The sequence below is a fragment of the Streptomyces sp. NPDC001415 genome, from assembly GCF_053597395.1.
This window is the reverse complement of the sequence record NZ_JBSFIE010000007.1, coordinates 209,969-231,141: the sequence shown is the minus strand read 5'-3', so window position 1 is coordinate 231,141 and position 21,173 is coordinate 209,969. Positions and strand designations below refer to the sequence as shown.

The 21,173-nt window shown below is 71.7% G+C and carries 18 protein-coding genes; 9 read left to right on the top strand and 9 right to left on the bottom strand.

Features of this window, described 5'->3' with window-relative positions:
* Positions 1-95: 95 nt before the first annotated feature.
* The 3 genes from ACWC2B_RS12295 (at position 96) to ACWC2B_RS12285 (ending at position 4,221) form a co-directional block, all read left to right on the top strand.
* The gene (locus ACWC2B_RS12295) at positions 96-317 is read left to right on the top strand and encodes a DUF6458 family protein (protein ID WP_450716400.1); all 222 of its coding nucleotides are present in this window, start codon (positions 96-98) and stop codon (positions 315-317) included.
* Between the two features lie 177 nt (positions 318-494).
* Positions 495-3,182 (top strand): BTAD domain-containing putative transcriptional regulator, encoded by a 2,688-nt coding sequence (locus ACWC2B_RS12290; protein ID WP_450716399.1) that lies wholly within the window; start codon positions 495-497, stop codon positions 3,180-3,182.
* A 253-nt stretch (positions 3,183-3,435) separates the two neighbouring features.
* Positions 3,436-4,221, top strand: a complete 786-nt coding sequence (locus tag ACWC2B_RS12285) for a DUF4232 domain-containing protein (protein WP_450716398.1) — start codon at positions 3,436-3,438, stop codon at positions 4,219-4,221.
* A gap of 47 nt (positions 4,222-4,268) precedes the next feature.
* On the opposite strand, the gene ACWC2B_RS12280 is transcribed toward ACWC2B_RS12285, so the two are convergent.
* The gene (locus ACWC2B_RS12280) at positions 4,269-6,089 is read right to left on the bottom strand and encodes an NHL domain-containing thioredoxin family protein (protein ID WP_450716397.1); all 1,821 of its coding nucleotides are present in this window, start codon (positions 6,087-6,089) and stop codon (positions 4,269-4,271) included.
* A gap of 77 nt (positions 6,090-6,166) precedes the next feature.
* Between ACWC2B_RS12280 and ACWC2B_RS12275 the strand changes: the two genes are divergently transcribed.
* Positions 6,167-6,664, top strand: a complete 498-nt coding sequence (locus ACWC2B_RS12275; RefSeq protein WP_450716396.1) for an LURP-one-related/scramblase family protein — start codon at positions 6,167-6,169, stop codon at positions 6,662-6,664.
* A 17-nt stretch (positions 6,665-6,681) separates the two neighbouring features.
* Here ACWC2B_RS12275 and ACWC2B_RS12270 read toward each other — a convergent pair whose 3' ends face one another.
* Complete coding sequence (locus ACWC2B_RS12270) at positions 6,682-7,476, bottom strand: carbon-nitrogen family hydrolase (protein ID WP_450716395.1); 795 nt, start codon at positions 7,474-7,476, stop codon at positions 6,682-6,684.
* A 196-nt stretch (positions 7,477-7,672) separates the two neighbouring features.
* On the opposite strand from ACWC2B_RS12270, the gene ACWC2B_RS12265 reads away from it, so the two are divergent.
* Entirely contained in the window at positions 7,673-8,497 is an 825-nt protein-coding gene (locus ACWC2B_RS12265) for a maleylpyruvate isomerase family mycothiol-dependent enzyme (protein WP_450716394.1), read from the top strand.
* 60 nt (positions 8,498-8,557) lie between these two features.
* Here ACWC2B_RS12265 and ACWC2B_RS12260 read toward each other — a convergent pair whose 3' ends face one another.
* From ACWC2B_RS12260 to pdhA, 6 genes are all read right to left on the bottom strand, one after another.
* Positions 8,558-9,856, bottom strand: coding sequence for an MFS transporter (locus ACWC2B_RS12260; protein WP_450716393.1), 1,299 nt, complete (start codon positions 9,854-9,856; stop codon positions 8,558-8,560).
* The gene (locus ACWC2B_RS12255) at positions 9,853-10,515 is read right to left on the bottom strand and encodes a GntR family transcriptional regulator (protein WP_450716392.1); all 663 of its coding nucleotides are present in this window, start codon (positions 10,513-10,515) and stop codon (positions 9,853-9,855) included. The genes ACWC2B_RS12260 and ACWC2B_RS12255 overlap by 4 nt, the downstream gene beginning before the upstream one ends.
* Before the next feature lie 191 nt (positions 10,516-10,706).
* A complete protein-coding gene (locus tag ACWC2B_RS12250; RefSeq protein WP_450716391.1) occupies positions 10,707-11,117 on the bottom strand; it encodes a hypothetical protein in 411 nt (136 codons plus the stop codon).
* Positions 11,118-11,324: 207 nt separating this feature from the next.
* Positions 11,325-12,725, bottom strand: a complete 1,401-nt coding sequence (locus tag ACWC2B_RS12245) for a dihydrolipoamide acetyltransferase family protein (RefSeq protein ID WP_450716390.1) — start codon at positions 12,723-12,725, stop codon at positions 11,325-11,327.
* A 1-nt stretch (position 12,726) separates the two neighbouring features.
* Positions 12,727-13,707, bottom strand: a complete 981-nt coding sequence (locus ACWC2B_RS12240; RefSeq protein ID WP_450716389.1) for an alpha-ketoacid dehydrogenase subunit beta — start codon at positions 13,705-13,707, stop codon at positions 12,727-12,729.
* Between the two features lie 2 nt (positions 13,708-13,709).
* Entirely contained in the window at positions 13,710-14,861 is a 1,152-nt protein-coding gene (gene pdhA / locus ACWC2B_RS12235) for a pyruvate dehydrogenase (acetyl-transferring) E1 component subunit alpha (protein ID WP_450716388.1), read from the bottom strand.
* 386 nt (positions 14,862-15,247) lie between these two features.
* Between pdhA and ACWC2B_RS12230 the strand changes: the two genes are divergently transcribed.
* From ACWC2B_RS12230 to ACWC2B_RS12220, 3 genes are all read left to right on the top strand, one after another.
* The gene (locus tag ACWC2B_RS12230; protein WP_450716387.1) at positions 15,248-15,910 is read left to right on the top strand and encodes a response regulator; all 663 of its coding nucleotides are present in this window, start codon (positions 15,248-15,250) and stop codon (positions 15,908-15,910) included.
* Positions 15,911-16,057: 147 nt separating this feature from the next.
* Positions 16,058-16,474, top strand: a complete 417-nt coding sequence (locus ACWC2B_RS12225; RefSeq protein WP_450716386.1) for a pyridoxamine 5'-phosphate oxidase family protein — start codon at positions 16,058-16,060, stop codon at positions 16,472-16,474.
* A 15-nt stretch (positions 16,475-16,489) separates the two neighbouring features.
* Entirely contained in the window at positions 16,490-17,503 is a 1,014-nt protein-coding gene (locus ACWC2B_RS12220; protein WP_450716385.1) for a phosphotransferase, read from the top strand.
* A gap of 11 nt (positions 17,504-17,514) precedes the next feature.
* On the opposite strand, the gene ACWC2B_RS12215 is transcribed toward ACWC2B_RS12220, so the two are convergent.
* Positions 17,515-19,209 carry a protein kinase domain-containing protein gene (locus tag ACWC2B_RS12215; protein ID WP_450716384.1) on the bottom strand — a complete coding sequence of 565 codons (1,695 nt, stop codon included), beginning with the start codon at positions 19,207-19,209 and terminating at the stop codon, positions 17,515-17,517.
* Positions 19,210-19,532: 323 nt separating this feature from the next.
* Here ACWC2B_RS12215 and ACWC2B_RS12210 point away from each other — a divergent pair, with 323 nt between their 5' ends.
* The gene (locus ACWC2B_RS12210; protein ID WP_450716383.1) at positions 19,533-21,161 is read left to right on the top strand and encodes a protein kinase domain-containing protein; all 1,629 of its coding nucleotides are present in this window, start codon (positions 19,533-19,535) and stop codon (positions 21,159-21,161) included.
* The last annotated feature ends 12 nt before the right edge of the window (positions 21,162-21,173 follow it).

The following is a 21,173-nucleotide window of genomic DNA, read 5'->3' as shown; positions in this document are numbered from 1 at the left end:
ACCGCACAAGCTGAACCACCGCCCCGTACAAGGGGGTTGACCCTCCCGGGCCCGGGTACCCGGCCAGTCAACCCCCTTGTACGGAGGCGAGCTTCATGGGACTGGGCGGATGCATCATCCTCATCGCGGTGGGGGCGATCCTCACGTTCGCGACGGACTGGCACGCCAGGGGTGTGAACCTCGACGTCGTGGGCCTGATCCTGATGGCGGTCGGCATCATCGGCGTGGCCGTCTTCACCAGCGTGCTGCGCAGGCGGCGCTTCCTGCCGCCGGCCACCACCATCGTGGAGGAGGACCGCCGCGACCACCTGACCTGAGCTGACCCGACCCGGCCCGACCGGCGCGGGCAGCTGTGTCGACCACCTCACGTGACCCGCGCCACCTGCGCCCCGGGACGTGAACCTCACCCCCTCGACCCCGCGTATCCTCGACTGTCCGGGCCCTGACCAGGCCCGGAGGAAACCGGGAACGGGGAGCAAGGGGGTACCGCCACCGTGGAGTTCCGCGTCCTGGGAACGGTGGCCGTGGCGGCGGAGGACGGCGCGTTCCTCGCGCTCGGCCCCGCCAAGCGCCGCACCCTGCTGGCCATGCTGCTGCTCCAGCCCAACACCGCCGTACCCGTGGAACGCCTCACCGAGGCCCTGTGGGACGAAGAGCCGCCCCTGCACTCCCGCACCGTCCTTCAGGGCCACATATCGCGGCTGCGCGCCCTGCTCGCCGAGCACGGTGCCGAGGCGTACGGCATCGAACTGGCCACACAGGGCCCCGCGTACGTCCTCCGGCTTCCCGAGACCCTCATCGACGCGCACCGCTTCGAGGAGCTCGTCACGCTCGCCCGCGGCCAGCGCCGCCCCGGCGACGCGGTGCTCATGCTGCGCGAGGCGCTCGCCCTGTGGCAGGGCCCCGCCCTCACCGGCACCGTCACCAGCCCGCCCCTGCAAGCCGCGTCCCACACCCTCGAAGAGCTCAGGCTCGCCTCGGTGGAGGCCCTCGCCGAGGCGTACGGGGAGCTCGGCGAGCACGGCCGGGCCGCCGCCGTGCTCCGCACCGAAGCCGTAGCCCACCCCCTGCGCGAGCCCATCTCGGCCGCGCTGATGCTGGCCCTGAGCCGCTCGGGCCGCCAATCCGACGCCCTCGAATGGTTCCACCGCACCCGCCGGCTGCTCGCCGACGAGCTCGGCGTCGACCCGGGCCCCGCCCTCTCCGAGGCGTACGCCGAGATCCTGCGCACCGGCACCCCCGTCATCCCCCCGTCCGAGCCGGCCGCCGCCGAGCCCGAACCGGCCGCCTCCATACCGGAGTTGCTGCCGCGCAGGCCCCGCGGCTTCACCGGTCGCCAGGCCGAGCTCACCGCGCTCGGTCTGGCCGCCGCCGGACAGTACGGCGCGGTCGCGGTGGTCACCGGCGGCGCCGGGGTCGGCAAGACCGCGCTCGCCGTGCACTGGGCCCACGAGCGCCAGGGCGACTTCCCCGACGGCCGCCTCTTCGCCGACCTGTGCGGCTACAGCGACACCCCGGCCCGCCAAGTCACCGTCGTACTGAGGGAGTTCCTGCTGGCGCTCGGCGTGCCCGTCCAGCGCATACCCGAGACCGAGGCGGGCATGGGGGCGCTGTACCGCTCGATGACCGCCGACCGCCGGATGCTCATCGTGCTCGACAACGCCCGCGACTCCGAGCAGGTCCGCCCGCTGCTGCCCGGCGGCGACCACTGCGTCACCCTGGTCACCAGCCGCGACCGGCTGGGCGGCCTCGTCGCCTCCGACGCGGCCCGCCCCGTCCGCCTCGACGAACTGCCCGCCGCCGACTGCACCGCGCTGCTCGCCGCCGTCCTCGGCGAGGACCGCGTCGCCGCCGAACCCGAGGCCGCCGCCCGTCTCGCCGCGCTCTGCGACGGCCTACCGCTCGCCCTGCGGGTCACCGCCGCCCGCCTCGCCGCCCGCCCCCAGTGGACACTCGCCGCCCTCGCCGGTGAACTCGCCGACGAACAGCGCCGCCTTGGGCTGCTCCGCGTCGAGGACACCGGGGTCGCCGCCGCCCTGCGCCTGACCGTGCAGCAACTGCCCGAGCAGGCCCGCCGGATGTTCCGCGCGCTCGGCCTGCACACCGGCTCCGAACTCGACCGCTACACCGCCGCCGCCCTCGCCGGCTGCACCCCCGACCAGGCCGCCGCCGCCCTCGACCGCCTCGCCGCCGCCCACCTCGTCGTCGAATCGGGCCCGCACGGCCACGACCCGCGCACCCGGCCGGACTCGTACACCCTCCACGACCTGGTACGCCTCTACGCCCGCGCGCTCGCCCCCGAGGCCGACCCCGACGGCCTCGCCCGCCTCCTGGACCACTACCTGCACACCGGCCTCGTCGCGACCGCCACCGCCGAGCCCGGCAGCCAGCCCTGCTTCGTACCGCCGCCCGGAGCCCGTCGCCCGGCGGCGGTGCGCGAGTTCGAGGACCGCCAGGCCGCGCTCGCCTGGTACGAGGCCGAACGGGCCACCCTGCGCGGGGCCATCGCCGCCGCCGTCGCCGCCGGCATGCACGACCGCGCCTGGCGGCTCGTGCTCCTCCAGTGGCCGCTGATCCTGTGGCGGGTCCGCGACGGCTGGGTCCCGCTCCTCGAACAGGCCCTGGAATCAGCCGAGTTGGAGCAGGAGCTCGACGCGCAGTCCCGCACCCGCGCCCTGCTCGGCTGGGTCCTGCACGAGGAGGGCCGCTACGACGAGGCACTCGCCCAGCTGGAGAAGGCCCCCGACCTCGCCCGCCAGGCCGGCGACATCACCAGCGAGGCCATCGCCCGCATCAACCTCGCCCTCATCCTCGCCCAGTACGGCGAGGCCGACCGGGCCGGCGACCTGCTCGGGCACGCGCTGACCCTCGCGGGCCGGTCCCGCGACCGCTCCACCGAGATGCTCGCCCACCAGCACCTGGCCCGGCACTTCCTCACCGCCGGCGCCTACCACCTGGCCCTGGAACACTCCCAGCGCGGCCTCGAACTCGGCCCCTCCCCCGAGGCGATCCCGCGCCGGGTGCTGCTGCGCACCAGCTACGGCGAGGCCCTGGCCGGCCTCGGCCGCACCGAGGAGGCCCGCCGCCAACTCACCGACGCGGCCCGCGAGGCCGACGACCACGGCTACGAGGAGGGCGCGACCGCGGCCCGCGCCAACCTGGCGGCACTGCCGCCCGCGTAGCCCCGCCCGGCCCCCGTGACCTTGCCCGGCCTCGGCCCGCGTACCCTTGCGCCGTCCGCGTACGTCCGCGGGCCGCGCGACGACGCGCCGCCTCGTGCCGAACGTCTTGCCTTCACGGGCACGTTAGCCAAACGATAGGCACACCCACGAGGCTGGTGCGGCACATGTGCTCGGCGCACATACGCGGTACTCGTACGCGGTACACGGCACATGTACTTGATCAGTTGATTGCTTGATTCGGAGCGGGGGCGCGATGCGCGGGGCAAGGGGCAGGGGAACGGCCGTCGTCGGCCTCGCCGTGCTGCTCGCCGCGCTGACGGCCTGCACGGACCGCGTACCCGCCGCCGCTCCCGGCACCGGTACGACAACGGTGTCACACAGCTCCGGCGCACCCCGGTCCGGCTCTTCGCGGGACGAGCCGCCCGCCCCGTCCGTATCGGCACCCGGCCAGAGCACCGCCGCGAAGAGCCCGCAGCCCGGCGCCAGTTCGGCGACCCCGCCCGTATCACCCTCCGCAAGCCCGGCGCCGTCCATACCCGGCACGGACACCCGCACGGGCCAGCCCGGCGACGGCGGTGAGGACGCCCGCGTCTTCTGCTCGCCCAGCGCGCTGTCCCTGACGTTCCGCACCGCGGGCGACCTCCGCGGCGGGGCCGGCTCCCGGCCCGGCGCCGACGTGCGGGCCGCCGACGACGCGGTCCTGGTGGTCCGCAACACCTCCGGCCACACCTGCGTCCTGCACGGCGCCCCGACGCTGAGCATCCTCGACGACAGCGGCCGGGCCGCCCCGCTCGTCTCGACCCCGGCCAAGCCGTTCGCGAAGCCCTTCGCCCTGCACCCCGGGGCGAACGGGATCGCGAAGGTGCACTACGCGCCGCGCCGCGGCTGCCCGGCCCGGGGCAGCACGGTGCGCGTGACGCTGCCCGGCTCCGGCACCGTGAACACCCTGCCGGTCCTGGACGCCCACGGCCGCCCGTCCGCCCTGGCCCTGTGCGGCCCGACCCCACGCACCGGCCCGTTCAGGCCGGCCTTCGGATAGGGCCGGGCGCCGGTCGGGGCCGGCTTCGGTCGAGGCCCGGGCTCCGGCTAGGACGCCCCGGCCGCGTCCATCCCGGCAAGGACCAGCGGCAGCCTGCTCACGCCGCCCTCGGCGAGCCGTACGGGGACGCCCCAGTCCTGCTGGTGGACGTGGCAGGCCGGGTACTCGTTCTCGGGGTCGTCGTCGCACGAGGCCGCCATCGCCGACACGTGCAGCACGCCCTCGGCGACCTCCGGATTCAGGCTGAGCTCACGCGCGAGGTCGGTGCCGGTCCCCTCGCCCGCGAGCAGCAGCTCGGGCGGGGTCGAGGAGACGAGCAGCCGGGTCGAGGGACCGTACCGGGTGTCCAGCTTCTGCCCGGCGGGCGCCTGGAACACGACGTCCAACCGGAGCCTGCCCGGGGCGACTTCGGTCGCCGAACGCTGGGTGCGGTGCGCCACCGCCTCGACCCGTACGGCCTCCTCGGGCAACCGCAGCCGGGTCAGCCGGTGCCGCGCCGACTCGACGACGACGATGTCGTCCCCGGCGAGCACCGCGTCACTCGGCTCCCTCAAGTCCGTTGCCAGCGTGGTCACTTCACCGCCGGCCGGGTCGTAGCGGCGCAGCGCGTGGTTGTACGTGTCCGCGACGGCGACCGAGCCGTCCGGCAGCGCGGTGACGCCAAGCGGGTGCTGGAGCAGCGCCTGCCCCGCCGCCCCGTCCCGGTGCCCGAAGTCGAAGAGCCCGGTCCCGACGGCGGTGTGCACCACACCCTCCACGTCCACGTACCGCAGCGCGGAGGTCTCCGAGTCGGCGACCCAGAGCCGGTCCTCGGTGGCCGCGAGCCCGGACGGCTGCGCGAACCAGGCCTCGTCGCCGGGCCCGTCGACGAGCCCCTCGTTGGTGGTCCCGGCCGCGACCTCCACGGTCCTGGTCTCGGGGTCGTACGTCCACAGCTGGTGCACGCCCGCCATGGCGATCCACACCTTGCCCCGCCACCAGGCGACGTCCCACGGCGAGGACAGGTCGATTTCCAGGGCGGGCCCGGAGGTCGGCCGCCCCTGCCACCACTGCGTACCGGTCCCGGCGAGCAACTCGATGTCCCCGCTGACCGGGTCGAAGACGCGCAGAGCGTGATGCACGGTATCGGCGACGACGACCTTCCCGTCCGGGAGCAGCGCGAGCCCCTGGGGCTCCTTGAACTGCCCCTCCCCGCCGATCCGCCGCACGACGCCCTCCCCGTCCGGGGCGAGCTCGACCAGCTGGTGGCGGGTGGTGTCGGACACCAGGAAGTTCCCGCTGGGCAGCACGATCGCCTTGCCGGGGAAGCGCAGGTCGGTGGCGACCGGCTCCGGCGGCACGTAGGGCCCGTCCCCGCGCCGCAGCGTCCCCTTCGCCCCGTGCTCGGCCTCCAGCTCCTCGACGAGCCGCTCGATGGCATGGGCATGGCCCTCGCCGGCGTGCTGGGCGACGATGTACCCCTCGGGGTCGATCACCACGAGCGTGGGCCAGGCGCGCACCGCGTACTGCTTCCAGGTGGCGAGCTCGGGATCGTCGAGCACCGGGTGCTCCACCCCGTACCGCTCCACGGCATCGACGACGGCCTGGTGCTCGGCCTCGTGCACGAACTTGGGCGAGTGCACGCCGACGATCACGACGGTGTCCCGGTGCTTCTCCTCCAGCTCGCGCAGCTCGTCGAGCACGTGGAGGCAGTTGATGCAGCAGAAGGTCCAGAAGTCGAGGATCACGATGCGGCCGCGGAGGCCGGCCAGGCTCAGCTCCTTCCCTCCCGTATTGAGCCAGCCACCCTTGCCGATCAGCTCGGGGGCACGGACGCGGGCACGGCGGGGGGCGGGCGCGGGGGTGGGCGCCGGGGCGGCATCGTTCATGGTTCAAGCTTGCCATCCCGGTGTGAACACCCTGTGTCGCCGTTCGGCGGGGTCCCGGCGCGGGCATGGGTGTCCCCATGAAATACCTCGTGCGGGACAAGATCTTCGCCATCGGTGACGACTACTGGATCGACACCGAGGACGGCCGGCACGCCTTCCTCGCCGACGGCAAGGCGCTGCGGCTGCGCGACACCCTGGAGCTGAAGGACCCGTCCGGGCGGGTGCTGATCACGCTGCGGGAGAAGATGTTCAGCCTGCGCGACGCGATGACCATCGAGCGGGACGACCAGATCCTCGCGAAGGTCCGCCGCAAGCGGCTCTCGCTGCTGCGCAACCACTACCGGGTCAGCCTGGCCGAGGGCACCGAGCTCGACGTGACGGGCAAGATCCTGGACCGCGAGTTCACCGTCGAGTACGACGGGGAACTGCTGGCCCACGTGTCGCGCAAGTGGTTCCGGGTCCGCGAGACGTACGCGGTGAACGTCGTACGGGAGGACGCGGACGCGGCGCTGCTGCTCGCGGTGGTGATCTGCGTGATCCGCATGGACGAGAAGGAGCGGGGCCACGAGGACTGACCCCGCCAGCAGCGCGCTTAGGGCTTGGGCGTGTCCAAACCCAGCACCCTGTCCTTGAGGGCCGGAAACGCCTCCCGGGTTTCAAAGACCTTCGCCGGATCGAGGTCCACGGTCAGGATCTCCTCCCCGGGGCCGGCCTCCGCGAGGACCTCGCCCCAGGGGTCCACCACGATGCTGTGTCCCGCCTGGGGCACCCCCGCATGGGTCCCGGCCGTGCCGCAGGCCAGCACGTACGCCTGGTTCTCGACGGCTCGGGCCCGTGCGAGCAGCGTCCAGTGGGCGCGGCGGCGCTCGGGCCAGCCGGCCGGGATCACGAAGGCGTGGGCGCCCGCGTCGACGAGGCCCCGGAACAGTTCGGGGAAGCGGAGGTCGTAGCAGGTGGCCAGGCCGAGCGTGAGGTCCGGCAGCGGGACGGTGACCAGGTCCGAGCCCGCGCCCATCAGCACCGCCTCGCCCTTGTCGAAGCCGAAGCGGTGGATCTTCCGGTAGCTGTGCGCGAGTTCGCCGTCGGGCGAGAAGACGAGGGAGGTGTTGTAGAGCGCGCCGTCCTCGCCCCGCTCCGGAACGGACCCGGCGTGCAGCCAGATCCCGGCGTCCCGGGCCGCCTCGGACATCTCCCGGGCCGTGGTCCCGTCGAGCTTCTCGGCCTCGTCGGCGAAGAGTTCGTACGCGAACGCCCCGACCGTCCACAGCTCGGGGAGCACGACGAGGTCGCTGCTTCGTTGCTCCCGGACCAGCGAACCTACGCGTCGGCGGCGGGAATTGATGGATTCAGCCGGGTTTACATCGATCTGAATGAGCGAGGCGCGCACGGTACCACCGTCCTGGCTTTCGAGCCGTCAGCACTATGGGAAACAGCCTACGATCGTCATACGAAAGCACTGCCGGGGTACTGCCCGGCAGCGTACTGTGACCTTCCGGGGGAGACCCCCGGACCCCCCAAGCCACCAAGCCTCCCACGCAGTACCGCAGTCCAGCCCGCGTACAAAAGAACCGCCGAGGGGTCCCGTGACCGTCCATCCCAGCCTTCAGACCTACGCCGATGCCTGGACCCACTCCATCGACGCGATATCGGAGCTGGTGCAGCCGCTCGTCGAGGGCGAGTGGAACCGAGCCACGCCGTGCCCCAACTGGTCGGTACGGGACATCGTGTCGCACATCATCGGCATGGAGTGCGAGCAGTTGGGCGATCCGAGGCCGATCCACACCCTGCCGCGCGACATCTTCCACGTACAGACCGAGCTCGCTCGCTATATGGAGATGCAGGTCGATGTGCGCCGGCACCATACGGCGCCGGAGATGACCTCCGAGCTGGAGTACACGATCATCCGTCGGGCGCGTCAGCTGCGCAACGAGAACCGGGACCCCGACACCAAGGTGCGCGCCCCGCTCGGCGCCGAGCAGACCCTGGAACTCGCGCTGCGGATGCGGGCGTTCGATGTGTGGGTGCACGAGCAGGACCTGCGCTGGGCCCTCAACAAGCCGGGGAACCTGGACTCTCCGGGGGCGTACGTGGCCCGCGACATCCTGCTGCACACGCTGCCCCGGGTCGTCGCGAAGGACGCGGGCGCGCCGCCCAACTCCGCCGTCGTCTTCGACATCCACGGCCCGCTGGAGTTCCTGCGCACGGTACGGGTGGATGCGGACGGGCACGGCACCATCGACGGCGCGCCCTCGCTCGGCCCGCTGGTCACCCTGGCCATGGACTGGGAGACCTTCGTACGGCTCGCCTGCGGCCGGGTCCGACCGCACGCGGTCGTCGACCGGGTGAAGGCGGAGGGCGACCGGGCGCTGGCGGACGCGATCCTGCGGGAGTTCGCGGTCACCCCGTAGTCCAGTGGTCGCGCCGTGGCGCCAACGCGACGGTCGCGCAGTGGCACCAAGGGGTTCCGGCTACACCGGGACGTGCACGGCCTCCACCCTGCTCGCGACCAGGTGGTCCCGCTCGCGGCGCTGCGCCCGCACGCGCAGCCGCAGGATCTGGGCCAGGCCCAGCGCCTCCAGGAAGAACACCGACGAGAACGCGATCCGGTAGTTGTCGCCGGTCGCGTCAAGGAGCACGCCCACCGCGAGCAGCGTCGTCATGGAGGCGATGAAGCCGCCCATGTTGGTGATGCCGGACGCGGTGCCCTGGCGCTCCGGCGGATTGGCGGGGCGCGAGAAGTCGAAGCCGATCATCGAGGCGGGCCCGCACGCACCGAGCACGACGCACAGTGTGACGAGCAGCCACATCGGCGCATGCGCCCCCGGATAGGCAAGGGTGGCGGCCCACATGAGCGCGGTCGCTCCTACGGTGCCGAGCGCCAGCGGCAGCCGGGCCGCGTGGTGGCGGGCGATGAGCTGGCCATACACCAGGCCCACGACCATGTTGGACAGCACCACAAGGGTCAGCAGTCCGCCCGCCGTGCCCCGGTCGAGGCCCTGCGCCTCGACGAGGAAGGGCATCCCCCACAGGAGCAGGAACACCATCGCGGGGAACTGCGTCGTGAAGTGCACCCACATCCCGAGCCGGGTGCCGGGCTCGCGCCACGACTCGACGATCTGGCGGCGTACGAAGGCGGCCCCTGCGCGGTGCGCGGGCGGCGGCTCGTGGCCCTCGGGGTGGTCGTGCAGGAAGAGCAGCACCAGGACGAGGACGGCGACTCCGGCGAGCGAGCTGCCCGCGAAGGTCCCCGTCCAGCCGATGCCGTGCAGCGCGCGGGCTATCACAAGGGTGGACACCAGGTTGCCGGCCATCCCGAACAGCGCGGCGACCTGCCCGATCATGGGCCCGTGCTTGGCGGGGAACCAGCGCGAGCCGAGCCGCAGCACACTGATGAAGGTCATCGCGTCACCGCAGCCGAGCAGCGCCCGGGAGCCGAGCGCGGTGGCGTACGAGGGCGACAGGGCGAAGCCGAGCTGGCCGACGGTGAACAGGACGGTCCCGAGCACCAGGACCTTCTTGGTGCCGAGCCGGTCGACCATGAGGCCGACGGGTATCTGCATCCCCGCGTACACGAGCAGCTGGAGTATGGAGAAGGTGGACAGCGCCGAGGCGTTGACATGGAAGCGGTCGGCGGCGTCCAGGCCCGCGACGCCGAGCGAGGTGCGGAAGATGACCGCGACGAAGTAGACGCCGACGCCGATGCCCCACACGAACACGGCCCGGCGCCCGCCCAGCGGCTGTGGCGCGGGTGGTGCGGCTGAATTCATCGGTCGTCCCCCCTGACCAGGACCTTGACCCAGCTGAGGTGCTGGCGCACGCAGTGCGCGGCCCGCTCGCCGTCGCCGTCCCTGATCGCGGCCAGCATTTCCTCGTGCTCGGCGATGTTCTTGGCGATGCGGTCGGGCTGGGCGTGCATGACGGCGACGCCCATCCGCAGCTGACGGTCCCGCATCTGGTCGTAGAGCCGGGCCAGGATCTCGTTGCCGGCGTTGCGCACGATCTCGGCGTGGAAGCAGCGGTCGCTGACGGCGACGGCGGCCAGGTCCCCGGCGGCGGCGTGCGCCTTCTGCTCGGCCAGGAGTTCCTGGAGGCGTACGACGAGTCGCTCGGGGGCGGGTACGGCCCGGCGCACCGCGAACTCCTCGACGAGCAGCCGGGTTTCGACCACGTCGGCGGTCTCCTGCGCGGAGACGGCGAGCACCAGGGCGCCCTTCTTCGGATAGAGCTTGATCAGCCCTTCGACTTCGAGCTTGAGCAGCGCTTCGCGCACGGGCGTCCGCGAAACCCCGACCGCCTCGGCCAGTTCACCCTCGGTGAGCAGCGTGCCGCCCTCGTAGCGGCGGTCGAGTACGGCCTGCTTGACGTGCAGGTAGACGCGGTCTGCGGCGGGGGGCTGCTTGGTGGCGGGGGCCGGGGCGGGAGACATGCGCACAGGATAGATACAACAGGGGTGCATCAGAAAGCGCCGTCCGGATCGCGGGACGGCGCACGGGAGGCACGGGCGGGCTCACGCGGGCGGGCTCACGCGGGTGGCTCACACGGGTGGCTCACACGGGTGGCTCACGCAGGCAGGCGAGCGGGCTCACACGGGTGGGTGATTTGCCACTATTTGGACGCCTACTTGGTGCCGGTCACCTTGCAGCCCTTGGGCAGCTTGGGGAAGTCCTGGACGTCGTACGGGGCGCCGCCCTCGACCTTGGTTCTGAGCTGCGGGGCGGTGCCGTACGGCTTGAGGATCTCGGCGCGGATGCCGGCCGAGGCGGGCAGCTTGGGGTGCGTGCGGTCGAGCTTGCCGAGGCTCGGGATCGGGTGGCCGGGGCCGTCCTTGAAACTGACCGTCGGGCCGCTCGTGCTCAGGGTCATCAGCGCGGAGGTGCCGGCTCCGATGTCGGCCTCCAGGGAGGCGGTGCAGGCCTTGGACGCGGGGGCCCGGTCCTCCGGGGTGGCGGCCGTCGAGGCGAGCAGCGCTCCGGTGAGGGCCGCCGCGGCGATCACGGCGCCGAGCGCGGCGCGGGCGTACGTCGGCATGAACGACTCCCCTCAGCCCCGTCTGCGCATGTCACAAGGTGGCGTCCGGGCCACGGCAGGCCGCCCGGGTCGCGGTACGGACGGCCGAAGCCGCCCTCCCCCTCACCTTCCGCCCTGCCCGCGGCCGTGTCCACCCGGACATGCCTCGGCCCCCGGCGCACGGATGCGCGCCGGGGGCCGGGCGGGGCGCATTGGGCCTGTCCGGCCCTAGCCCCAGGTGATGAGCCGCTTCGGCTGTTCCAGGACCGCCGCGACATCGGCGAGGACCTTCGAGCCGAGCTCGCCGTCGACCAGGCGGTGGTCGAAGGAGAGCGCGAGCGTGGTGACCTGGCGCGGCTTGACCTTGCCCTTGTGGACCCACGGCTGGAGCTTGATCGCACCGACCGCGAGGATCGCGGACTCGCCCGGGTTCAGGATCGGGGTGCCGGTGTCCACGCCGAACACGCCGACGTTGGTGATGGTCACCGTGCCGCCCGACATCGCCGCGGGCGACGTCTTGCCCTCGCGCGCCGTCGACACCAACTCGCCCAGCGACTCGGCCAGTTGCGGCAGGGTCTTGGCGTGGGCGTCCTTGATGTTCGGGACGATCAGACCGCGCGGAGTCGCCGCCGCGATGCCCAGGTTCACATAGTGCTTGAGGACGATCTCCTGGTTAGCCTCGTCCCACGAGGCGTTGACGTCCGGGTTGCGCTTGATCGCGACCAGAAGCGCCTTGGCGATCAGGAGCAGCGGGTTGACCCGCAGGCCCGCCATGTCCTTGTCGGACTTCAGCTGCTCGACCAGCTTCATCGTCCGCGTCACGTCGACCGTCACGAACTCCGTGACGTGCGGCGCCGTGAACGCCGATCCGATCATGGCCTGCGCGGTGGCCTTGCGTACGCCCTTGACCGGGATCCGCGTCTCGCGGGCCTCGGAGGCCTGAACGGCCGCCGCCGGAGCGGGAGTTGTTTCACGTGAAACGGGCGCGGTTTCGGCGACGGGCGCGGCCGCCGCGTGCACGTCCTGCCGGGTGACGATGCCGTCGGGGCCGGTCGGCACCACGGTGGCGAGGTCGATGCCGAGGTCCTTGGCGAGCTTGCGGACCGGCGGCTTGGCGAGCGGGCGGACCTGGGCCGGAGCCTGGCCGTTCAGCTCGGTCTGCACGGCGCGCAGAGCCTCGGCCGGGGCCTGCTCGGGAACCGAAATCCCCTTGCGCGGGCGGCGCTTGGTCGAGGCCTCGGAAACCCCGTAGCCGACCAGGACGGGCTGACGGCCCTTGGGCGCGTCGTCCTCGGCGGGCTCGGCAGGGACGGCGGGCACGGTGGCCGGCGCGGCCTCGGCGACCGGGGCGTCCCCGCTGCCGGGGGCCACGTCGACGGTGATGATGGCCGTGCCGACGTCCACCGTCACGCCCTCTTCGAAGTGCAGTTTCTGCACCACGCCGTCGTAGGGGATGGGGAGTTCGACGGCCGCCTTCGCAGTCTCGACCTCACACACCACCTGGCCGTCGGTGACGGTGTCACCGGGCTGGACGTACCACTTGAGGATCTCCGCCTCGGTGAGCCCCTCGCCGACGTCCGGCATCTTGAACTCGCGGTAGCGGGCAGCGTTCTCAGTCATTGTCGTCACCTCAGTACGCCAGCGAGCGGTCGACGGCGTCGAGCACCCGGTCGAGACCCGGCAGGTACTCCTCCTCCAGGCGCGCCGGCGGGTACGGGGCGTGGTAGCCGCCGACCCGGAGCACCGGGGCCTCCAGGTGGTAGAAGCACCGCTCGGTGATCCGCGCGGCGATCTCCGCTCCGGCGCCGTAGAAGACCGGCGCCTCGTGCACGACGACCAGTCGGCCGGTGCGCTCGACCGAGGCCTGGACGGCGTCGAAGTCGATCGGCGACATCGAGCGCAGGTCCACGACCTCGATCGACTTGCCCTCTTCCTGAGCGGCCGCCGCGGCTTCGAGGCAGACCTTCACCATCGGGCCGTACGCCACCAGCGTGAGATCCGAACCATCGCGTACGGTGCGGGCCTTGTGCAGCGGACCCGGGATGGCGTCCGTGTCGACCTCGCCCTTGTCCCAGTAACGGCGCTTCGGCTCGAAGAAGATCACCGGGTCGTCGGACTGGATGGCCTGCTGCATCATCCAGTACGCGTCCGAGGCATTCGAGGGGCTGACCACCTTCAGGCCCGCCACGTGCGCGAACAGCGCCTCGGGCGACTCGCTGTGGTGCTCGACCGCGCCGATGCCGCCGCCGTACGGGATACGCACGACGACCGGCAGCTTGATCTTGCCGAGCGCACGGGCGTGCATCTTGGCGAGCTGGGTGACGATCTGGTCGTACGCCGGGAAGACGAAGCCGTCGAACTGGATCTCCACGACCGGCCGGTAGCCGCGCAGGGCCAGGCCGATGGCGGTGCCGACGATGCCGGACTCAGCGAGCGGGGTGTCGATCACCCGGTCCTCGCCGAAGTCCTTGAACAGGCCGTCGGTGACCCGGAAGACACCGCCGAGCTTGCCGACGTCCTCGCCCATGATCAGGACCTTGGGGTCGGTCTCCATCGCCTTGCGCAGCGACTCGTTGATCGCCTTGGCGATCGGCAACTTCTGTACGGTCATGGCTAGTTGCCCTCCCCGTCCGTGAACGAGGCCTGGTAGGCCACGAACTGGGCCCGTTCCTCGTCGACCAGCGCGTGGCCGTCGGCGTAGATGTTCTCGAAGATCGCCATGGGCTCGGGGTCGGGCATGGCGCGGACCGCCTCGCGCACCCGCTTGCCCAGCGTCTCCGACTCGCTCTCCAGCTCCTCGAAGAACGCGGCGTCCGCGTGACCCGCGCTCTCCAGGTAGGCGCGAAGGCGCAGGATCGGGTCCTTGGCCTCCCATGCCTCGCGCTCCTCGTCGGCCCGGTACTTCGTCGGGTCGTCGGAGGTGGTGTGGGCGCCCATCCGGTAGGTGAACGCCTCGACCAGGGTGGGCCCTTCGCCCCGGCGGGCCCGCTCCAGGGCGGACTTCGTCACGGCCAGGCAGGCCAGCACGTCGTTGCCGTCGACCCGCACTCCGGGGAAGCCGAAGCCCTGCGCGCGCTGGTAGAGCGGCACGCGCATCTGCTTCTCGGTGGGCTCGGAGATCGCCCACTGGTTGTTCTGGCAGAAGAACACGACCGGGGCGTTGTAGACGGCGGAGAAGGTGAAGGCCTCCGCGACGTCGCCCTGGCTGGAGGCACCGTCGCCGAAGTAGGCGACCACGGCGCTGTCCGCGCCGTCCTTGGCGATGCCCATCGCGTAACCGGTCGCGTGCAGCGTCTGCGAGCCGATGACGATCGTGTACAGGTGGAAATTGTTGCTGTTGGGGTCCCAGCCGCCGTGGTTGACGCCACGGAACATGCCGAGCAGGTTCGTCGGGTCGACGCCGCGGCACCAGGCGACGCCGTGCTCGCGGTAGGTCGGGAAGACGTAGTCGTCGTCCCGCAGCGCACGCCCGGAGCCGATCTGGGCGGCCTCCTGGCCGAGCAGCGAGGCCCACAGGCCCAACTCGCCCTGGCGCTGCAGGGCGGTGGCCTCGGCATCGAAACGCCGGGTCAGCACCATGTCGCGGTAGAGACCGCGCAGTTCTTCGGGGCTCAGGTCGATGTCGTAATCAGGGTGCTCGACCCGCTCGCCCTCGGGCGTCAGCAGCTGTACGAGCTCGGGCTCGGCGGCCTTCTTCGCGCCGGCGCCGGCGGTGCGCTTGCTACTGCGTCGCGGTTTGCGCGCGGCAGTGCTCTCCACGGTCACGTGCGTGCTCCTCCGTCTGTCCGGCTCCCGGGTTCGCCGGTGAGCCTGGGGGTCCCCCCGGCTCGTCCAGAGCTTGGGGGAGGCTCGCCTGTCCGTCTCAAGTGCACGGGGGTGTGCGCGCTCGGCCGGGGATCAGGCGTGACAGGTGCCCCGGCGAGCGCCCTGCCAAAGGCACGTTACCCAGTGCTGCGCATTACTGCGAAACCCCACTTGACCTGCGATTTTGCTTGGATTTCCAAGTAAATCGAGAAAGTAGGGAACAGCCGCTGGTCACAGCCTTGCAGGCCGCCGGAACAACGGCACGTTATCCCGGTCGCGCAGGTTCGGGAAGGGGTCTCTTATGGCACTCTCCGGCGGGCTTCGGACGAATGTGTGAGACTGATTCCGTGCGCGAACCAGGCAAAATCACCGTATTCCTGCTCGATGACCACGAGGTGGTTCGTCGCGGCGTCCACGAAATGCTTTCCGTCGAGGACGACATCGAAGTGGTCGGCGAAGCCGGTACCGCCGCTGACGCCCTGGTCAGGATCCCCGCCACCCGCCCGGACGTCGCCGTGCTCGACGTCCGGCTCCCGGACGGCAGCGGAGTCGAGGTCTGCCGCGAGATCCGTTCGCAGAACGAGGACATCAAATGCCTGATGCTCACCTCGTTCGCGGACGACGAGGCCCTCTTCGACGCGATCATGGCCGGCGCCTCCGGGTACGTCCTCAAGGCGATCCGCGGAAGCGAACTCCTGACCGCCGTACGTGACGTGGCGGCCGGCAAGTCGCTGCTCGACCCGGTGGCCACCGCCCGCGTCCTGGAGCGGCTGCGCGACGGCGGCAAGAGCAAGGGCGACGACCGCCTGGCCAACCTCACCGAGCAGGAACGCAAGATCCTCGACCTGATCGGCGAGGGCCTCACCAACCGCGTCATCGGCGAGCGCCTGCACCTCGCGGAGAAGACCATCAAGAACTACGTCTCGTCGCTCCTGTCCAAGCTCGGCATGGAGCGCCGCTCCCAGGCTGCCGCGTACGTGGCCCGGATCCAGGCGGAGAAGAACCACTGACCGCCCGCCGCTGAGTTCCTTCCGTCGCATGCGCCTCGGTCAGCCACGCTCTTTCCGGCGCCGCCCCGCGCCATTCGGGACCTACGGCCCGGATGCGCGGGGCCCCGGGCTCTTTCACCGGCCGCCGCGGACCGCGAAAGTGGGGGCATGCCCTTCGAGGAAGCCCGCGCCATCGAGCTGCTCGGCCGCGTTCCGTACGGCCGCGTCGCGACCAGCATGCGAGCCCTGCCGTTCGTCGCCCCGGCGCGCCACATCGTGGTCGACGGCTGCGTCCTGCTGCGCCTGCACGCGGGCCTCGGCTACCACCACGCCTGCCTGGGCAGCGTGGTCGCCTACGGCGCGGACAACCTCGGCTCGGGGGAGGTCGACGTGTGGTCGGTGCAGTTCACCGGGACCGCCGAGCCCTTCGAGCCGACCGCCGAGGAGCTGGCACTGTTCGGCGACCAACCCCGCGAGGTCGACGGGGAGCCCTTCGACGCCGTGTACATGCGCATCGAACCCCAGTTCGTGACCGTCCATTCGCTGGACTACTCCAAAGAGCGACAACTCAAGCACGTGGCGTGATCTAACATCTGAAGAGTGCCGCGCTCATCTGCAACTCCCCCCGTGGGCGACCTCCTGCGCCGCTACGAATCCCCCGGTGAGCCGCTCTCCTGCGAACGGGTCGCCCAGGGCCTGCTGAACCGCGGCTACCGGCTCGCCACCACCCGCGGCGACTACTTCCTCAAGCACCACCTGGACGGCGACCACGAGGCCATCGCCCGCCAGCACCGCGCCACCGAACGCCTCCAGGCCCTCGGCGTGCCCGTCGCCCCGCCCGTACCGGACGCCGACGGCGACACCGTCGCGGTGATCGGCGGCCACTGCTACGCCCTGCACCCCTGGGTGCACGGCCGCCACCGTGACGGCGCCCAGCTCTGCGCCGTGGAATCCCGCCGGCTCGGGGCGCTGCTCGGGCTCGTCCACACGTGCCTCGCCCAGGTCATGGAGCCCGACGTGCCGCAGGCCGAGCACCTCAGCGCCGACCCCGCGGACACCCTCGCGCTCATCGACGACCTGGTGGCCCGGGCCCGCAGGCACCGGCCCCGCGACGCCTTCGACGAACTCGCCGAACACCGGCTCCTGGAGCGGCGGGTGCTGCTCGCCCGGCACGCCCACCGCCGCCCTGCGGCCCCCGCCACCGGCGCCTGGGTGCACGGCGACTTCCACCCGCTGAACCTGCTGTACCGGGGCGAGGGCCGCTCGGCCGAACCCGCCGCGATCGTCGACTGGGACCGCCTCGGCGTCCAGCCCCGCGCCGAGGAGGCGGTACGGGCCGCAGCGATCTTCTTCGTACGCCCCTCGGGCGAGCTGGAGCTGGCGAAGGTACGGGCCTACGCGCGCGCCTACCGGCGGGCCGCCGGGGCGGATGCCGAGGAGCTGGCGGCCGCGGTGCACCGGGTGTGGTGGGAGCGGCTCAACGACTTCTGGATCCTGCGCTGGCGCTACCAGCTGCACGACCGAAGGGCCGACCCGCAGTTTCCTGCGGCGTCGGCCCTGGCGGTCTGGTGGACCCGCGAGTACGAGGCGGTGTGCGAGGCGTTCGCCGGCTGAGGGCCCCCGGGTCAGTGCCCGGGGCTGGGCGAGGACCCGCCGGGACCGGCGGAGGTGCCGGTGTTGGTGCCCTGGGTGGTACCGGTGTTGGTGCCCGTCGAGGTGCCCGTGTTCCCGGCCGAGGTCCCCGTGTTGCCGGAGCTGCTGCCGTCGGTGGTGCCCGTGTTCCCGGACGACGTCCCCGTGTTGCCGCTGGAGGTGCCGGTGTTCCCGGAGCTGGTGCCCTCACTGGTGCCCTGATCCGTACCGGACGTCGTGCCCTCACTGGTGCCCGGGGGGCGCGAGGACTGCGACTTGCTCGGCGACGGCGAGGCGGAGCGCGAGCGATGCCGGGAGGGCGACTCACCGTTGCCGTTCGAGCTGCCGTAGGACTGGCCCTGGCTGGTGTCCGGGGTGTCCGGCGTCGACGGGGTGTCCGACTGGGAGACCGACGGTGAGGTCTTCGGGGAAGTGGAGGAGGTGCCCCCGCCGCCCCCGGAGCTTCCGCCCGAGCCCTGCGTGGCCTTCAGCGCGAAGGCGACACCCGCCGCGATCGCGACGATCGCGAGCACCACGAACAGCACCATCTTGCCGCCGCGGCCGCCGCCGCCCTGCCTGCGGCCACCGCGGTCGTAGCCGTCGTAACCGCCGTCGTCCGGGTTCATCGGCGGCAGGATCGGCCCGCCGAACTGAGAGGTCTCCCCGTGCACGGGGTGGCCCATGGCCGCCGTCGCGCCGGGGCTGCCCATCGCCGGGGTGTGGGCGCCCTCGTGCATCAGCTCGACGGGGCCGGTGTTCCAGGTGCCGGTGTGGCCGCCCTGCGCCTGGAGCATCTGCAGGCCGTACTGGACCAGGCCGCGCATCTCCTCGGCGGACTGGAAACGGTCGTCCGGGTCCTTGGCGAGAGAACGCATGACGAGGCCGTCGAGTTCCGGCGGCGCGACATGGGCCACCTGCGACGGCGGCACCGGCATGTCCTGGACGTGCTGGTAGACCACGCTCAGCGGCGTCTCGCCGATGAACGGGGGCCGCAGCGCGAGGAGTTCGTACAGCAGGCAGCCGGTCGCGTACAGGTCCGAGCGGTGGTCGACGGCCTTGCCGAGCGCCTGCTCGGGCGACAGGTACTGCGGGGTGCCCATGACCATGCCGGTCTGGGTCATCGTCGACTGTGCGCCGTGCAGCGCCCGCGCGATGCCGAAGTCCATCACCTTGACCGCACCCGTGTCCGTGATGATCACGTTGGCGGGCTTGATGTCACGGTGCACGATGCCGTGCTGGTGCGAGTACGCGAGCGCTTCGAGGACGCCGGAGACGATGATCAGCGCCTGCTCCGGCGGCGGGGCGTCCGCGTCCACCAGGAGGTCGCGGATGGTGCGGCCCTCGACGAGCTCCATCACGATGTACGGGACGGTCTGGCCGCCCACGAAGTCCTCACCGGAGTCGTACACCGCCACCACCGCATGGTGGTTGAGTCCTGCCACCGACTGTGCTTCACGCGTGAAGCGCGCCTTGGACACCGGGTCCTCGGCGAGATCGGCGCGGAGCAGCTTCACGGCGACGGTACGGCCCAGGCGCACGTCCTCGGCGGCGAACACCTCGGCCATGCCGCCGCGGCCGAGCCGGTGGGTGAGGCGGTAGCGGCCGTCGCCGACGAGTCCGCCGACCCACGACTCGTGGTCCTGCGCATCGGCCATCCCGGCGCCGTTTCCGTCGGGTTCGGGTGCCATCAGTCCTCGCCGTCGTATCTGGCCGCGTCCGCGGTCTTCCTTACGGTCTTCCGTCGTGCTCATCCGCTGGTTGTGCAGTAGTGCACGCTACAGCGTCAACGCGGGGCCCCGGTCCGGGATGGACCGGCCATCCAAACGGTTCCGCGTGTACCCATGCAAATCCCGTACGTTTTCGATGCCGGTCCTGTAACGCTTGCGAGACTCTTCCAGCGCGTACGGTCACGGAACGGGCACCCGGCTTGACGTGGGTTCCCCCTCGGGCAGACTTGGCCTGAAAAATCGAGGATCAGCACTGGCCACCGCGCCAAGGGGGATGCACAGTCATGAGCCAGGACGGCGCACACGGCCGCTATGCGGGCGGATCCATCGCGGGCGGGCGCTACCAGCTGCGCGACCTCCTCGGCGAGGGCGGCATGGCATCGGTGTACCTCGCGTACGACTCCGCGCTGGACCGCCAGGTGGCCATCAAGACGCTGCACACCGAACTCGGCCGGGAACAGTCCTTCCGCGAGCGGTTCCGCCGCGAGGCCCAGGCTGTCGCCAAGCTGCAGCACACCAACATCGTCTCCGTCTTCGACACCGGCGAGGACACGGTGATGTTCAGCGGCTCCGCCGCGGGCGGCGACGGCGTGATGCCGTACATCGTCATGGAGTACGTGGAGGGCGAGCCGCTCGGCTCGACGCTGCACCGCGACATCCAGCAGTACGGCGCGATGCCCGCCGACAAGGCCCTCAAGGTGACCGCCGACGTGCTGGCCGCCCTTGAGGTCAGCCACGAGATGGGCCTGGTCCACCGGGACATCAAGCCGGGCAACGTCATGATGACCAAGCGTGGCATCGTCAAGGTCATGGACTTCGGCATCGCCCGCGCCATGCAGTCCGGCGTCACCTCCATGACCCAGACCGGCATGGTCGTCGGCACCCCGCAGTACCTCTCGCCCGAGCAGGCCCTCGGCCGCGGCGTGGACGCCCGCTCCGACCTGTACTCGGTCGGCATCATGCTCTTCCAGCTGCTGACCGGGCGCATCCCCTTCGACGCGGACTCGCCGCTGGCCATCGCGTACGCACACGTGCAGGAGGAACCGGTCGCGCCCTCCTCGGTCAACCGGTCGATCACGCCGGCCGTGGACGCGCTGGTCGCCCGCGCCCTGAAGAAGAACCCGAACGAGCGCTTCCCGAGCGCCCAGGCCATGCACGACGAGATCCTGCGGATCGCCAACGCCGGACAGATGGGCGCGGCCCCGGTCATCACCGGTGGCGCCCCGCCCGTCAGCGGTGCGGGCGTCGGCTCCACGGTCTTCCCGCCGCTCGACTCCCAGGCCGCGCCCGGCCCGCAGGGCAGCGTGCAGACGCCGTACCAGCCGGGCCCCTACGGCCCTCCCACTCCGGCGCCGACCCCGCAGCCGTCGTACGGATATCCGCAGCAGGCGCAGCAGCCCGCCCCGATGGCGACCCAGACACCGCCGCCGTACACCATCTCCCCGCAGGCCTCTCCGGCCGCCTCCGGCGGTTCGAAGCGGAACACCCCGGTGATCGTGGGGGCGATCGCGGTGGCTCTGCTCGCGATCGGCGGCCTGGTCACGGCAGTCATGATGAACAAGGACGACTCGGGCGGCACCGGCGGCGACGCCAAGGCCAGCTCGTCGTCGGCCGCGGGCCACAAGGGCCCGGAGCGCGGACGCACGATGGACACCGAGAAGTGCACCTCGCCGCAGACCTCCACGGTGGACCCGGGCAAGGTCCAGGCGCCCGACTTCACGTACAAGGACATCCTGGCGGTGAAGTCCTGCATCCAGGCCGCGGGCTGGAAGGTCAACACCGAGACCGTCGACAACGGCCAGTGGGGCCAGGACGTCGTGATCACCCAGTTCCCCGCCGCCGGCGTGGACGTGGACAAGAAGAACGCGCAGTTCACGCTGCAGATCTCATCGGGCAACGCGCCCGCGCAGTAACCGCCCACCGCT